Source organism: Olleya sp. KKT75, assembly GCF_055635485.1.
Window position 1 is genome coordinate 985,426 of record NZ_CM145759.1, and the last position, 13,934, is coordinate 999,359.

Annotated in this window: 16 protein-coding genes; 5 read left to right on the forward strand and 11 right to left on the reverse strand. The window is 33.0% G+C overall.

The window, feature by feature from the left end; genetic code table 11:
* Positions 1-143: 143 nt before the first annotated feature.
* The 7 genes from arfB to ACZ2G2_RS04470 are packed head-to-tail and all read right to left on the reverse strand — an operon-like array spanning position 144 to position 4,862.
* Positions 144-551 (reverse strand): alternative ribosome rescue aminoacyl-tRNA hydrolase ArfB, encoded by a 408-nt coding sequence (arfB, locus tag ACZ2G2_RS04440; RefSeq protein WP_470394183.1) that lies wholly within the window; start codon positions 549-551, stop codon positions 144-146.
* A 1-nt stretch (position 552) separates the two neighbouring features.
* On the reverse strand, positions 553-2,106 hold the full coding sequence (locus tag ACZ2G2_RS04445; RefSeq protein ID WP_470394185.1) for a DUF4301 family protein: 1,554 nt from the start codon (positions 2,104-2,106) through the stop codon (positions 553-555).
* Complete coding sequence (locus ACZ2G2_RS04450; RefSeq protein ID WP_470394186.1) at positions 2,096-2,674, reverse strand: AAA family ATPase; 579 nt, start codon at positions 2,672-2,674, stop codon at positions 2,096-2,098. The genes ACZ2G2_RS04445 and ACZ2G2_RS04450 overlap by 11 nt, the downstream gene beginning before the upstream one ends.
* The gene (gene pnuC / locus ACZ2G2_RS04455; RefSeq protein ID WP_282069233.1) at positions 2,635-3,267 is read right to left on the reverse strand and encodes a nicotinamide riboside transporter PnuC; all 633 of its coding nucleotides are present in this window, start codon (positions 3,265-3,267) and stop codon (positions 2,635-2,637) included. The genes ACZ2G2_RS04450 and pnuC overlap by 40 nt, the downstream gene beginning before the upstream one ends.
* The gene (locus ACZ2G2_RS04460; RefSeq protein ID WP_101204202.1) at positions 3,251-3,511 is read right to left on the reverse strand and encodes a thiamine-binding protein; all 261 of its coding nucleotides are present in this window, start codon (positions 3,509-3,511) and stop codon (positions 3,251-3,253) included. The genes pnuC and ACZ2G2_RS04460 overlap by 17 nt, the downstream gene beginning before the upstream one ends.
* A gap of 2 nt (positions 3,512-3,513) precedes the next feature.
* Complete coding sequence (locus ACZ2G2_RS04465) at positions 3,514-4,239, reverse strand: phosphoglycerol geranylgeranyltransferase (protein WP_470394897.1); 726 nt, start codon at positions 4,237-4,239, stop codon at positions 3,514-3,516.
* A complete protein-coding gene (locus ACZ2G2_RS04470) occupies positions 4,236-4,862 on the reverse strand; it encodes a 4'-phosphopantetheinyl transferase family protein (protein WP_470394189.1) in 627 nt (208 codons plus the stop codon). Before ACZ2G2_RS04470 ends, ACZ2G2_RS04465 begins: the two co-directional genes overlap by 4 nt.
* A 132-nt stretch (positions 4,863-4,994) precedes the next feature.
* On the opposite strand from ACZ2G2_RS04470, the gene ahcY reads away from it, so the two are divergent.
* A complete protein-coding gene (ahcY, locus tag ACZ2G2_RS04475; protein ID WP_470394191.1) occupies positions 4,995-6,311 on the forward strand; it encodes an adenosylhomocysteinase in 1,317 nt (438 codons plus the stop codon).
* Positions 6,312-6,520: 209 nt separating this feature from the next.
* Entirely contained in the window at positions 6,521-6,982 is a 462-nt protein-coding gene (locus ACZ2G2_RS04480; protein ID WP_470394193.1) for a DUF1569 domain-containing protein, read from the forward strand.
* A gap of 62 nt (positions 6,983-7,044) precedes the next feature.
* Here ACZ2G2_RS04480 and rpmA read toward each other — a convergent pair whose 3' ends face one another.
* The 3 genes from rpmA to ACZ2G2_RS04495 form a co-directional block, all read right to left on the reverse strand.
* Entirely contained in the window at positions 7,045-7,305 is a 261-nt protein-coding gene (gene rpmA, locus ACZ2G2_RS04485) for a 50S ribosomal protein L27 (RefSeq protein WP_470394195.1), read from the reverse strand.
* 43 nt (positions 7,306-7,348) lie between these two features.
* A complete protein-coding gene (rplU, locus tag ACZ2G2_RS04490) occupies positions 7,349-8,008 on the reverse strand; it encodes a 50S ribosomal protein L21 (RefSeq protein ID WP_470394197.1) in 660 nt (219 codons plus the stop codon).
* Positions 8,009-8,175: 167 nt separating this feature from the next.
* Complete coding sequence (locus tag ACZ2G2_RS04495) at positions 8,176-8,667, reverse strand: DUF4199 domain-containing protein (protein WP_470394199.1); 492 nt, start codon at positions 8,665-8,667, stop codon at positions 8,176-8,178.
* Positions 8,668-8,861: 194 nt separating this feature from the next.
* On the opposite strand from ACZ2G2_RS04495, the gene ACZ2G2_RS04500 reads away from it, so the two are divergent.
* Both ACZ2G2_RS04500 and ACZ2G2_RS04505 read left to right on the forward strand, forming a co-directional pair.
* A complete protein-coding gene (locus ACZ2G2_RS04500) occupies positions 8,862-10,196 on the forward strand; it encodes a M16 family metallopeptidase (RefSeq protein ID WP_101204205.1) in 1,335 nt (444 codons plus the stop codon).
* Between the two features lie 18 nt (positions 10,197-10,214).
* Positions 10,215-12,287 carry a M16 family metallopeptidase gene (locus ACZ2G2_RS04505; protein WP_470394200.1) on the forward strand — a complete coding sequence of 691 codons (2,073 nt, stop codon included), beginning with the start codon at positions 10,215-10,217 and terminating at the stop codon, positions 12,285-12,287.
* Between the two features lie 32 nt (positions 12,288-12,319).
* On the opposite strand, the gene ACZ2G2_RS04510 is transcribed toward ACZ2G2_RS04505, so the two are convergent.
* Positions 12,320-13,216, reverse strand: coding sequence for a DMT family transporter (locus ACZ2G2_RS04510; protein WP_470394202.1), 897 nt, complete (start codon positions 13,214-13,216; stop codon positions 12,320-12,322).
* 98 nt (positions 13,217-13,314) lie between these two features.
* Here ACZ2G2_RS04510 and ACZ2G2_RS04515 point away from each other — a divergent pair, with 98 nt between their 5' ends.
* Complete coding sequence (locus ACZ2G2_RS04515; protein WP_470394204.1) at positions 13,315-13,887, forward strand: cation transporter; 573 nt, start codon at positions 13,315-13,317, stop codon at positions 13,885-13,887.
* The last annotated feature ends 47 nt before the right edge of the window (positions 13,888-13,934 follow it).

The following is a 13,934-nucleotide window of genomic DNA, read 5'->3' on the forward strand; positions in this document are numbered from 1 at the left end:
ATAGGCACCCCTTTTATGAGAACGCTGCAAAGGTAGATTAGAATTTTGATTTATGAAATAGCAATCTAACTTTTTTTTAAAATCTACAAAAAATTGCAAATATTAATATTGCAATTACACAATTAAGCGAATATCAATAATCTTTAATCTAAGCTTGGCTTTCTACGACTATTTTTCAGATCAGAATTATATTTCTTATTTTTCAGACGTTTTCGGATAACCGCTCTCGGAATTTTAGTTGGTTTACGCTTGGCATCGACATGTAATGCGCCTTCCAGAATGGAAAAAGCACGTTTTATTGCAATACCTTTATTTTTTAACTGGCTACGACTTTCTCCACACTGCAATATCAAGACTTGCTCTTTAGTTAACCTCTTAGATAGGTTAACTAAAATCAATTCTTTTTGTTCCTCAGTTAATACAATTGATAGACTTACAAAAAAACTAAGTTCTATTTTTGTCGCAACTTTATTTACGTGTTGACCACCACTTCCTGAGCTACGGATAGCTTTTAATTTAAACTCTTTTTCTAAAGAAACTTTATCTAACATCTTAAGTGACTTGGTGTGTCGGTTTTAATAAATCGTTTACCGTTTTTACTGGGTTAAAAGTCACTAATGGCACTTCCACAAAAATAGTATTCCAATTAGACATACTTCCATTCCAAAGCCCAGGTAATTCAAGAGCCTTAATATCCTTACCTACCTTAGTTTTCATGGTAATAAAAGCTGTTTGCTGATCAACAAATTTTTGTAAATCATAAACTTCTCCTTTATAATTTTTAATACTACAAACTAAATCAACAGGGTTAAAATGTGTCGCTTTTTTAAGAATGTTTTTTTGAGATTTTTCTTTTTTATTAATTTGAGCGGACTCCACAATTTGTAATGACAAGTTAGCACCCTCATCCTTTACCCAAAACGGACCTCCTCCTGGTTCTCCTTCATTTTGAACCATTCCACAAATACGAATCGGTCTGTCTAGCTTACTTTTTAAGTATTCTATTTGATATTGCTTAGAATATTTCTCAAACTCAGAAGAAATAACAACATTCATTTTTGAGATTAAAAACTCTGCAATCTCAACAATATCATTATCAGACAATTCTTTCTCGTCTAAAGCTTTAGCGTATTTAAATGCTTGTTCTCTTACTTCAATCAGCAAACCTGCTAGCATCTTTTTAGACTTAGCAACTTCAAGTTCATATTCATGAACAACAACATTATCAATATTTTTTACAAATATTATATCTGCATCAAATTCGTTTAAATTTTCAAGTAATGCACCATGTCCTGAAGGTCTAAAATACAACTCATCGTTTTCTTCACGTACAATTTCATTTTTTAAAGTAACAGCAATAGTATCTGTAGACTCTTTTTGATATGAAAATGACACATCAAATTTAGTCTTTGTTTTTTCCTCTACAATTTCCTGTATTCTCTCAAATTCTTCATGAAATTTATCCTTATGTTTCTCAGAAATTGTAAAATGAAGTGCTGCTTTACCTTTTACAGAAGCGTACAACGCTGCTTCAAATAAATGTTCTTCAAAAGCACTTGCAAGGTGTTTTTTATAGTTATGAAACGGCAGTAACCCTTTAGGGAAATCACTAAAACACAATTGATCGGCTTCCATTACTGCTTTTATAAAAGCGTATAATTTCTGATCATTACTAGATTTTTTATCTATTTTATTATTGTCTTCTAAATATTGAATTACCAATTTGTAAAACGGTAATTTCTCTAAACCAATAAAAAACAAGGATAATTCTGACGCCTTATTTTTATTGATGTATGCATTTATACTTTGCTTTTTGGGCTTATAGTCTTTTAAAAACTCAAACAAAAACTTAAACATTCTAGTTGCTGCACCAGAAGCAGGCACAAATTTTACAACTTTTAAATCGTCTTTTCTTGAATCGTAATGACTAATTAATTGAGATGCCTTGTCGTAAGAAAACTGGAGTATGCCATCATCTATAGTTGCTGCTCTTTCTAAATTAATAAAAGGCAACCCCGCTTTAAGTAGATTTAATTGTTGCTCTACTTTTTTTTGTGTTAGCCCTTTTTGGTGAATAAACTGTAAGTCTGTTTTATTAAACTGCATTGTTATGTTTTGCTAATAATAAATCTATATGTTTTATAGCTAACTCTAATCTCGTTTTTTTATCTCCTTTTAATAACACATAAGGTTTTTTATGTTTTATTAATGCCGATTCAAACGCTTTAAACATAGCTTCTCGCTCTTCGGGCTTATCACGTAAGTCATCTGCCTCCCAAGGGGTATCAATATACGTTAAAAAGTATAAATCATATATATTTTTTAAAGCATATTTCTCAAGTGTAGGATCACAGATCCCAGAGTAATACGCTTCAGAATACACTTTAGTTTCCAATAAATCTGTATCGCAGATTAAAACAGAGTCTGTTTTTTGAGCCAAATTATTCTCTAATGCCATTTGCCCGATTGCGATTGGCAATAAATCTTTAGGCTCGCAAGTTTTACGCTCGTTATTCCATTTGTTTTGCAAATAACCTCTTGCATACTCTGGCACCCAAACCGAGTGGTAATGGCGTGCTAATTGTTGCGACAATGTTGTTTTACCCGTTGATTCTGGACCAAACAGCACAATTTTTATACAGTTTGCGGGTTGCTGTGTAAGTACTTTTTCCATGCTATATAGCCATAAAAGGCAATGATTGTAAATCCTAAATACTGAAAGGAAGTAAAGGTAAATCCTTTATAAAAATATAAAGGCACTGAGATAACATCTCCTATTATCCAAAACATCCAATTTTCAATTTTACGTTTAGCCATTAACCACATACCTACAAAAAAGATTGCAGTTGTTATTGTATCCACGTAAGCTACCCAACTAGTCCATTTATCAAACCATTGGTATACAAAGTAAACAAAAAACAAGGTTCCTATAAATATAAAAAGACTCGTTTTTTTCTCTTTAGGTGTTGTTCTAGAAATTGGTGTCACGTGACTATCATCTACCTTCCTTGTCCAAATATACCATCCATAAACACTCATTAAAAAATAATAGGCGTTTATCATCATATCCCCCAACAATTGCCATTTAAATAATAAATAGACAAAAATTACGGTACTTATCATACCCGTTGGAAATACCCAAATTTTATTTTGTTTAGAACACCAAACAGACAAAAAGCCAAAAATGACTGCAATAATCTCTAAAACAACATCTGCTGTTTCGTATTCTAAATACTGTCCAAAAAGAAAATTAAAAATGTGGTTCATACTCGCTTCTATCTGTTTTTACCACTTTTATTGTTAGCACACAAATGTCTTGATTTTCAAAAGAAGCTTTAATTTTTTCATTTAAAAAAGGCATCAACTGGTCAAATTCACCAAAAATCTGAGTACTTAAAGGATTTTCTAATACGGTAAATTTTGACGCTCGCAATGCTTTTATAAAATCGATAACATGTTGTTCAAAATCATCACTTAATGGTGACAAGGTTAAGTCTACTGAGATATTCATTTTTACAATCTAATATGGTTAAAAAAATCTATGTTTTCTTCAAAAGCGGTCCCTATGACCACTAGATCCGCACCTGCCTTATAAGCTTCTTCTAGTTGTTGTTTACTTCTTATTCCGCCACCAACAATTAGAGGTATCGTTAAATCTTGCTTCACAAATTTAATCATTTGTAAAGGCACGGGATGTAAAGCACCACTACCAGCTTCTAAATAAATAAGCTTTTTACCCAATAACTCGCCCGCTTTAGCTGTGTCTGCAACTAAACTGTGCAAAGCAGATGGTATTGGTTGGGTTTGAGTTACTTTTTGTACCGCAGTTTCTTTTCCATTTTCAATTAAAATATAACCTGTTGGTATCACTTCTAGATTGGTGTTTTTTAAAATGGATACTGCTTCAATTTGTTTTTCGATTAAGTACTTAGGATTTCGTCCCGATATTAATGACAAAAACAAAATTGCATCAGCATCTTTAGAAATTTGCGTGACATCTCCAGGAAATAGCACAATGGGTAATTTAGTTAGTGGTTTTAAAGCTGACACCAATTTTTGCGTTACCTCCACTTCTACTGTGCTTCCACCCACAAAAACATGAGTGATAATGGATTGATTAATTTTGTAAGCAAATTCAGAAATTAGATTAATTTCAAATTTATCCGGATCTATTAAAATTGCTAATAATTTTTCTTGTTTCGCTGCTGCGGAAAGTATGTCGTTGTAAACACTCATTATTCTATTACAAATGCACAAGTGAATCCCTCAAATTCCAAGTAATTGGCAGTATAGCGTTTTTTCAACCCTTTGTAATCTATCCAACAAATAGTCTCAGAATCTGCCATAGTAAAAGGTATTACTAAAAAGTGCTCTCTAAATAACATGCCCGGCGTGGCAAACAATTTATAAAGCGATTCTTTGATACCCCAAATTACAGTTAGTTTATTAATATAATCTGAAGCCTCTTTATTTAGATAATCAAACTCATAAGTAATAAACTTTTTAGCGATAACTTTAATTTTATCACGTTGGCGCTCAATATCAATCCCTACCTTACTATCACTTATAATCACCCCAGAAAACGTAAAACTATGTGTTATTGAGATTTGTTTTCCGTCTTTTAAATGCGGTTTTCCATTAGTATCATAAAACAGATCTTGATCTGTATAACCAAATGCTTTCAATAGATGACGGACACTTAAAAAGCCACGCTGATGCAGTTGACTTTTCATACTTAAAACACGCGTCATACTTTCAGGTTTCAAGTCTAAACCACTGATTAATTGGTCATAAGACTCCTCAATCTTCCAGATTTTAACAGTAGTTTGTGAGTTAGGAGTAATGGTTTTATATAGAGGCATTTAATATTCTAAAATCTATTAGTTATCTTTGCATCGCCTAAGGCGAGTTACGCTTTTTTGTTAAGCGAATTTAACAATTTTAAGCAGTATTACCCAAAGGTGTTTCATTTATAAAAAAAAGAGATAAATAATATGAGTACAAAAAACGTTGCTTACGTACCAAACAAGGTAAAGGACATGTCGCTTGCGGCTTGGGGAAGAAAAGAAATTATTTTAGCTGAAGCAGAGATGCCAGGTTTAATGAGTTTACGTGAAGAATACAAAAACGAGCAGCCTTTAAAAGGAGCACGTATTGCTGGATGTTTACACATGACTATTCAAACGGCAGTTTTAATTGAAACTTTACAAGCTTTAGGAGCTGAAGTTACTTGGAGTTCTTGTAACATTTTCTCTACACAAGATCAAGCTGCTGCTGCAATTGCAGATGCAGGTACGGCTGTGTATGCTTGGAAAGATATGACAGAAGAAGAGTTTGACTGGTGTATAGAACAAACTTTGTTCTTTGGTGAAGACCGTAAGCCATTAAACATGATTTTGGATGATGGAGGAGATTTAACTAATATGGTATTAGATAGATACCCTGAGTTATCTGCAGGAATTAAAGGTTTATCTGAAGAAACTACAACAGGAGTACATAGATTATATGAGCGTGTTAAAAATGGTACATTAACAATGCCAGCTATTAACGTAAACGACTCTGTAACTAAATCTAAATTTGACAACAAATACGGATGTAAAGAATCTGCTGTAGATGCTATACGTCGTGCAACAGATATTATGTTAGCTGGTAAACGTGTAACTGTTTGTGGTTATGGTGATGTTGGTAAAGGTACTGCTGCCTCTTTTAAAGGTGCTGGTAGTATTGTAACAGTAACTGAAATTGATCCAATTTGTGCACTACAAGCTGCAATGGACGGTTTTGAAGTTAAAAAATTAGAAACAGTTGTTGGTAACAGTGATATAGTAATTACTACTACAGGAAACAAAGATATAGTACGTGCTGAGCATTTTGAGGCAATGAAGGACAAAGTTATTGTAGCAAACATTGGTCACTTTGATAACGAAATCCAAGTAGGATGGTTAAACGAAAAGCATGGTGATACTAAAGATACAATCAAGCCACAAGTTGACAAATATACTATCAACGGAAAAGACATTATTCTTTTAGCTGAAGGACGTTTAGTAAACTTAGGTTGTGCAACTGGACACCCTAGTTTTGTAATGAGTAATTCATTTACTAACCAAACATTAGCTCAAATCGAACTTTGGAAAAATAGTGCAGCATACAAAAATGATGTATATATGTTACCAAAGCAATTAGATGAAAAAGTAGCTAAATTACACCTAGAAAAGATTGGTGTAGAATTAACAGAATTAGCACCATACCAAGCAGAATATATTGGTGTTACTGTTGAAGGACCATACAAGCCTGAGCATTACAGATACTAATTACAAATCTTCGCGAAAGCAAAGCATTTTTAATTATAATATAAAAATCCCAAACCTCACGGTTTGGGATTTTTTTTATTTCTGGAACTTTTTATTAGTATAAAACCAATAGAATCTTATCACCAACCAAACAACGCTGTTTATTTCTAAATTTGGAATTTAATTTCTAACCTATAAATTGTAACTTACCTAGCATAAACATAAAAATTATGACCTTAGAAAAGCTAACCACAGTGCTTGACACATTAGAATCTCACATTCAAAATCAAGATACTACTAATACAAAAATCTCAAAAGAGAACGTAGCTTGGCATATAGACCATAGTCTTAAAGTTATAAATAATGTGAGTACCGCATTAAAAACATCGGACCCCAATACTTACTCTAATAATTTTAGTCTGTTAGGCAAGGTGTTTTTTACATTAGGGTTTTTTCCAAGAGGAAAAGCAAAAGCTCCAAAACATGTAAAACCACCAGAAATTATCCTTAAAAAGGACCTTATAGCTCAAATAAACGAAGCCCAAGCTAATATTGAGTCAATTGGTAGCTTAGACAAAAACGCACACTTTAAACACCCGATATTTGGAAATGTTAACACTAAGAGAGTTCCACGTTTTTTAATTATGCACACAACACATCATTTAAAAATTATAAATGATATTCTTAAATAATGGGCACAAAAAAAACCCTTTCCAATTGGAAAGGGTTTTTATTATTTTAGGATGTAAAATTATTAAGCTAAAAAAGGCTCAATAGAAACGTAAGACCTGTTGTCTCTTTTCTTTGTAAATTTTACTAAACCATCTACTCTAGCATGTAAAGTATGATCTTTTCCTTGGTATACATTTTCACCTGCGTGATGTGTATTACCACGTTGTCTTATGATAATGTTTCCAGCAATAGCAGCTTGTCCACCAAATATCTTAACGCCTAAACGTTTTGATTCTGATTCTCTACCATTCTTCGAACTACCAACCCCTTTTTTGTGAGCCATGATCTTAAGTTTTTAAATTGTTATACTTAAAGTGATTTAGCAATTACGCTTTACCACCATCTAATTCGTCTTGCCATTTCTTTAACTCATCCCACTTACCATCAGCAGCTAATTGTGCTTGTGCTGGCCAAGTATCAGTTACGTGATTACCACGTACACCTGAAATGATTTCAGAAATTTTAGCTGCATCAGTTTTAGCTAATTCAGCAAAAGAAGCGATTCCTGCTGCTACTAACGTCTCAGCGATTTTTGGTCCAATACCTTCAACTTTTTTCAAGTCGTCAGCTTTTCCAGTTGCTTTAGCAGCCTTCTTAGGTGCAGCTTTAGCTTCTACTTCTTTAGTTTCTTTTTTCGGAGCAGCTTTTTCAGCTTTCGCTGTTGGCTTAGCTCCTGAAGCTACTATACTTTCAATAACAATTTCAGTTAAGGCTTGTCTGTGTCCGTTTTTCTTACGGTAACCTTTTCTTCTTTTCTTCTTGAAAACAATAACTTTATCACCTTGAAGGTGCTTTAAGACTTTTGCACTTACTTGTGCTCCGCCTATAGCTGGGGCGCCTACAGTTATGTTAGAACCATCTGCAATTAAAAGGACATTGTCAAAAGACACTGCTTCTCCTTCTTCTGTTGCTAAACGGTTAACAAAAACTTTTTGGTCTTTTTCAACTTTAAATTGATGCCCTGCTATCTCTACAATTGCGTACATAGCGTAACGTTTTTATTAATTAATTTATATAAAATAATCTCATTTTCCTGAGAAAACGGATGCAAATATACTTCTAATTAATTAATATACAAACGTTTTGTGTACTTACTAGTAATATTTTTAATCTATACTACTTTCAACAGACTAAAATACATAAAATTAATAGTTTAGGATACCTTCTTTAAAGTAATTTCTCCATCTCTTTTACCTTCTGCATTTGGCGTATTTCGGCTATCTTTAAACAATTGCATAAACGTCAAAGTCAATACTACTGTTGTGCTAAAGCCCATTATTGCAACTACAAAAGTTACCATACCAGCACCTACATTATATTGTCCTTCAAAAACCTCTAATAATTGAGCTAAAAATAAAGGGTTTACTTCTGTTGCGTACAGCAAGAAAAAAGCTGAAAAAATTAAAGCACCAACAAACCCTGCAATTAACCCCTGTTTAAAACCATTAGCGTATGTAAACTGCTTGCCTACTTTTATTTTATAGTACTTAATAACTTCATAAATACCAAAAGCAGTAATTAATCCATTACCCAAACTAAAAATAGGATTGGTATGTAAATTAAACAATGCTAAAAATAAAAAGTAAGCAATTAGAGAGGCACTTATAACTATTCCAAATCGTATTGGAAGTGTGACATTTTTCATATTATATAAATTTTATTGGTTAATAATCCTTATAAATTTCGTGAAAACAAAACAAAATTTTTATAATTTGATGTTAATTTTTAGCACTTTAGCTATCAAAAACTACTTTCTATTGCTATTTTTGTAATAATTGTTGTAACAAAAACTTACAATGGTATACTAATACTTAAACTGATAAATTAAACAATCAAAACATGAAAAAAAGTTTATTCTCATTAGCTGCTTTGCTTTTAGCTGGTTTTACTGCTACCGCACAAGAAGTTAAGTACGAAGAGCTTGATTTAGATAACGGTTTACACGTTATTTTACATCAAGACAACTCTGCTCCGGTAGTAACTGTAGGCGTTATGTATGACGTTGGTGGTAAAGATTTAGGAGGAACACCAGAAACAGGTCTAAGAACAGGTTTTGCCCATTTTTTCGAGCATCTTTTATTTGAAGGGACTCAAAACATAGACCGTGGCGAATGGTTTAAAATTGTATCTTCTAACGGAGGAAGCAACAATGCCAACACCTCTTTAGACAGAACGTATTACTACGAAGTTTTTCCATCAAACAATTTAGAGCTTGGGCTTTGGATGGAGTCAGAGCGTATGCTTCACCCTGTTATTGACCAAGTTGGTGTAGACACACAAAATGAGGTTGTAAAAGAAGAAAAAAGATTACGTTATGACAACTCTCCTTACGGTCAGTTTTTATTTGCTGTAAGCGATAATTTATTTTCAAAACACCCTTACAAGAATAAAAATATTGGAGAAATGTCTGATTTAGACGATTCTACTTTAGAAGAGTTTAAAGCTTATTTCAAAAAATGGTACACACCAAGCAATGCTGCTTTAGTTATTGCTGGAGATATTGATGTTGCAGAAGCAACACGATTAGCTAAACTTTATTTTGAAGAGATTCCTGGCGGAGAAGTACCAGTAAGAAATTTTCAAAAAGAAGATCCTATTACTGAAGCTTTAGAAGCTACTTTTTACGATCCAAACATACAAATACCTGCTATTATTACAGGATACAGAACTCCAGGTTTTGCAGAGCGTGACTCTTATATCTTAAACATGATCTCTACCTATTTAAGTGATGGTAAATCTTCTAAACTTTACAAAAAACTAGTAGACGATAAAAAAATGGCATTACAAGCAGGTGCTATTAACATACCACAACAAGATTACAGTATTTATGCTATTTATGGTTTACCATTAGGCGAAACATCTTTAGAAGCATTACTTGCAGAAATGGATGAAGAAGTTGTAAAGCTTCAAACTGAATTAATTTCTGAAAAAGATTTTGAAAAACTTCAAAACAAATTTGAAAACCAATTTGTTAATTCAAACTCAAGTGTACAAGGTATTGCGGCGTCATTAGCAACAAACTACATGTTATATAAAAATACAGATTTAATTAATTCTGAAATTAATATATACAGAAATGCAACAAGAGAAGACATTCAAGCAGTTGCTAAAAAGTATTTAAACCCAAACCAACGTGTTGTTTTAGAGTACTTACCTAAAAAAGACGAAAAATAAAAAGAAATTTTAATAGATATGAAAACAAAAATAACAGCCTTATTAGCGGTATTGTTTATATCAATTTCGGCATCAGCCCAAATTGACAGATCTAAACAACCAAAACCAGGTCCAGCTCCAGCAATTACATTGGAAATACCTGGAGAATTTGAATTAAAAAATGGTCTTAAAGTATTAATAGTAGAAAACCATAAATTACCAAGAGTATCTTACTCTTTAACAATAGACAACCAACCTATTACAGAAGGTGACAAAGCTGGTACATCTGCAATGTTAGGCGCTATGTTAGGTAATGGAACAACCTCTATTGCTAAAGATGCTTTTAACGAAGAAATAGACTTTTTAGGTGCTAGACTTAACTTTAGCTCTGACGGTGCTTTTGCAAGCGGTCTTTCAAAATACTCTGATCGTATTTTAGAGTTAATGGCAGATGCTGCTATAAATCCTTTATTTAATGGTGAAGAATTTGAAAAAGAAAAAGAACGTGTTTTAGAAGGTTTAAAAAACAGCGAAAAAAGTGTAGATGCTGTCGCTGGACGTGTTGGTAGTGCTTTATCTTACGGTGTAAAACACCCTTACGGGGAATTTATCTCTGAAGAAACAGTAAACAACATTGACCTAAATAATGTTCGTGCTTTTTACCAAAAATATTTCAACCCAAACAATGCATATTTAGTAATTGTTGGTGATGTAGATTTTAAAACAGTTGAAAAACAAGTTAAAAAATATTTCAAAAAATGGGATAAGGGAATTGACTTTTCTACAAACTTAATAACACCAAGTCCTAATGTTGCAAACACACAAATTGACTTTGTGGATATGCCAAATGCGGTACAATCAAACGTTGCTTTAACTAACAATGTTGTGTTAGAAATGAATGACCCTGATTACCATGCGGTATTAATTGCAAACAAAATTTTAGGTGGTGGATTTAACAGTTACCTAAACATGAACTTACGTGAAGCTAACGGTTGGACATACGGTGCACGTTCTAGTATTGGAACATCACGTTATGGTGCCTCTAGATTTTCTGCTAGTACAGCGGTTAGAAACATGGTTACAGACAGTACTGTAATTGAAACTTTAAAAGAAATTAAAAGAATTAAAAACGAACCAGTAACTGCAGAAGCTTTAGCAAATGCAAAAGCTAAGTACGTTGGAGATTTTGTTTTAGCTTTAGAAAGCCCTCAAACAATAGCTAGATATGCTTTAAGAATAAAATTAAACAAATTACCTAGCGATTTTTACAAAACGTATTTATCTAAAATAAACGCAGTTACTGTAGAAGATGTACAACGTGTAGCTAATAAATATTTCAAGCCAGAAAATGCTAGAATAATTATTGTTGGAAAAGGAAGCGAAGTAATCTCTGGATTAGAAAAAACCGGAATCCCGATTAACTATTACGACAAATACGCTAACCCAGTTGCAAAGCCAGAATTTTCTAAGCCAATACCTGCAGGTGTTACTGCTAAAACGGTATTAGACAACTACATTACAGCAATTGGAGGTACTAACAATATCAACATGGTAAATTCTGTAAAAATGGACGGTGATTTTGTTATCCAAGGTGCTCCACCATTAACTGTAGAGTTAAAGAAAACTAAAGACAATAAAGAGTCTATGGAAGTTGCTATGCAAGGTATGGTAATGATGAAGTCTAAATGGAACGGTACTGAAGGTTACAGAGAGCAACAAGGTCAAAAAATGCCTTTATCAGAAACTGAAGTATCAGACAAAAAAGCTGAAGCTGGAATGTTCCCTGAAACTAAATACGATATGGCTAATGTAACATTAGTAAGTATTGTAGATATTGATGGTGCAGATAGCTATAAAGTAAAAGTAGTCAAAGGAGACGATGCGTCTTACCGTTATTATGATGTTGCAACAAACTTGTTAGTTCAAGAAGAAAGCACAACTGAGGCTCAAGGTAAAGAAATGACAACAACAGTAAAGTATGATAACTATTCTGAAGTAAACGGAGTTAAATTTCCTTACGCACAGACTATCATGGCTGGACCACAAACAATGTCTATGAATATTAAAAATGTAAAAGTAAACGAAGGTGTTACAGATGCAGATTTTAACTAATATACATTACATATAAATTAACAATCCGAAGCTTAAACGCTTCGGATTTTTTTTGTCTTTCTGTTAGCTAAATACACTCCAATTAAAATAATAAGCGTGCCCACACCTTGCGTCCAACTAAACGTTTCGCCATCCAACAAACCCCAAGCTAAAGCTACAATAGGCATAATATACGTTACTGAAGATGCAAAAACAGGTGTAGACATTTGCACCAATGTATTAAATAACACCTTAGCCAAAGCCGTCCCGAAAAAAGCAAGGATAACCACGTAACCAATTGCTTTATTAAAAACTGGGATATCAAAATTATTAAGATTAAAAAAATCAGTAAAAATCAGTACTAATAATGCAGGAATAAAAATAACCACGTAATTACCAACCGCTATCGCCAAAGGTTTCACTTCTTGTAAATACCGCTTAATAATATTTACATTAACCGCATACATTACTGTTGATGCAATTACAAAACCAGCATACAAATAATTTTGATTCGGATTTAAATCCGCACCTTCCAAAATCAAAATAGACGTTCCAATAAAACCAATTATCACGCCAATAACCTGTCTAGTACTACTTGCTATTTTAAACACAGCAGCACCAAGCAAAACCGTATTTAATGGCACTAAACTATTCAAAACAGATACTACAGCACTATCAATTTCGGTTTCAGCAATAGCAAAGAAAAAAGCAGGAATAAACGATCCAAAAACACCGGATATCGCGACCCATTTCCAATGCTCTTTTTTAATGGTTTTTATCTTTTTATAACCTACTGCAAACAAAAACAAACCCGTAATTAATGTCCGTAAAGCACCTAACTGATAAGCACTTAAACCTAAAAGCGCCTTTTTAATTAAAATAAAAGAGGTACCCCAAATCAAGGACAAAACCAGTAAATACACCCATTTTTTAGAATTGTTACTCTGCATAGCATTGTTTTAGTGTACAAAAATCGATTTTTAAAGGCAATAAAGCATATAAATTAGTAGTTTTGTATCTATATTATTATAAATAAATACAATACAAAATGAAAATATTTAAACACATACTAGTACTAGTGTTAGTAAGCGTATTTGCAGTTAGTTGTAAAAACGATGCTAATCCAGAAGTAAAGACAGCACCAGCAGCTGCAAGCACAACAAAAGTAGCAGCAAAAAAAGCTATAAACCCTAATGCTAAATTGGCTAAAGCCGAATTTAAAATTGAAGGAATGACTTGCGCCATGGGTTGTGCAAAAACTATCGAGAAAAAAATGGCTAAAATGGAAGGTGTAAAATCTGCAACTGTAGATTTTGATCGCGAATTAGCTATGGTAGAATATGACGAAGCTATTGTAACACCAGCCGCTTTAGAAACTACAGTAACAAGCGTAGCAGATTCTTACAAAGTAAAAGACATGCATACAGTAGATGCATTTACACCTGCTAAAAAAGAATGCACAATGAAGTGTAAAGAAGACTGTACTAAAAAAGATTGTGCTGACTGTGCTGCAAAAACTGCAGCGTGCAAATTAAAATGTGCAAACAAGACAGCTGCCGAAAAAATGGCATGTGCTAAAGATTGTAAAAAAGCATGTTGTGCAGACGTTAAAAAAGCGTAAACAACATCAAATCAAATAATTAAAAAAGCATCGCCCTGGCGATGCTT

What these genes read in the sequence shown, in the direction of transcription:
- ACZ2G2_RS04510 (WP_470394202.1), bottom strand. Translation starts at nt 13,216, where the DNA reads ATGCAGAGTAACAATTCTAAAAAATGGGTGTATTTACTGGTTTTGTCC.
- pnuC (WP_282069233.1), bottom strand. Translation starts at nt 3,267, where the DNA reads ATGAACCACATTTTTAATTTTCTTTTTGGACAGTATTTAGAATACGAA.
- ACZ2G2_RS04495 (WP_470394199.1), bottom strand. Translation starts at nt 8,667, where the DNA reads ATGAAAAATGTCACACTTCCAATACGATTTGGAATAGTTATAAGTGCC.
- ACZ2G2_RS04470 (WP_470394189.1), bottom strand. Translation starts at nt 4,862, where the DNA reads ATGCCTCTATATAAAACCATTACTCCTAACTCACAAACTACTGTTAAA.
- ACZ2G2_RS04480 (WP_470394193.1), top strand. Translation starts at nt 6,521, where the DNA reads ATGACCTTAGAAAAGCTAACCACAGTGCTTGACACATTAGAATCTCAC.
- ACZ2G2_RS04500 (WP_101204205.1), top strand. Translation starts at nt 8,862, where the DNA reads ATGAAAAAAAGTTTATTCTCATTAGCTGCTTTGCTTTTAGCTGGTTTT.
- ahcY (WP_470394191.1), top strand. Translation starts at nt 4,995, where the DNA reads ATGAGTACAAAAAACGTTGCTTACGTACCAAACAAGGTAAAGGACATG.
- ACZ2G2_RS04505 (WP_470394200.1), top strand. Translation starts at nt 10,215, where the DNA reads ATGAAAACAAAAATAACAGCCTTATTAGCGGTATTGTTTATATCAATT.
- ACZ2G2_RS04450 (WP_470394186.1), bottom strand. Translation starts at nt 2,674, where the DNA reads ATGGAAAAAGTACTTACACAGCAACCCGCAAACTGTATAAAAATTGTG.
- ACZ2G2_RS04515 (WP_470394204.1), top strand. Translation starts at nt 13,315, where the DNA reads ATGAAAATATTTAAACACATACTAGTACTAGTGTTAGTAAGCGTATTT.
- rplU (WP_470394197.1), bottom strand. Translation starts at nt 8,008, where the DNA reads ATGTACGCAATTGTAGAGATAGCAGGGCATCAATTTAAAGTTGAAAAA.
- ACZ2G2_RS04460 (WP_101204202.1), bottom strand. Translation starts at nt 3,511, where the DNA reads ATGAATATCTCAGTAGACTTAACCTTGTCACCATTAAGTGATGATTTT.
- rpmA (WP_470394195.1), bottom strand. Translation starts at nt 7,305, where the DNA reads ATGGCTCACAAAAAAGGGGTTGGTAGTTCGAAGAATGGTAGAGAATCA.
- ACZ2G2_RS04445 (WP_470394185.1), bottom strand. Translation starts at nt 2,106, where the DNA reads ATGCAGTTTAATAAAACAGACTTACAGTTTATTCACCAAAAAGGGCTA.
- arfB (WP_470394183.1), bottom strand. Translation starts at nt 551, where the DNA reads ATGTTAGATAAAGTTTCTTTAGAAAAAGAGTTTAAATTAAAAGCTATC.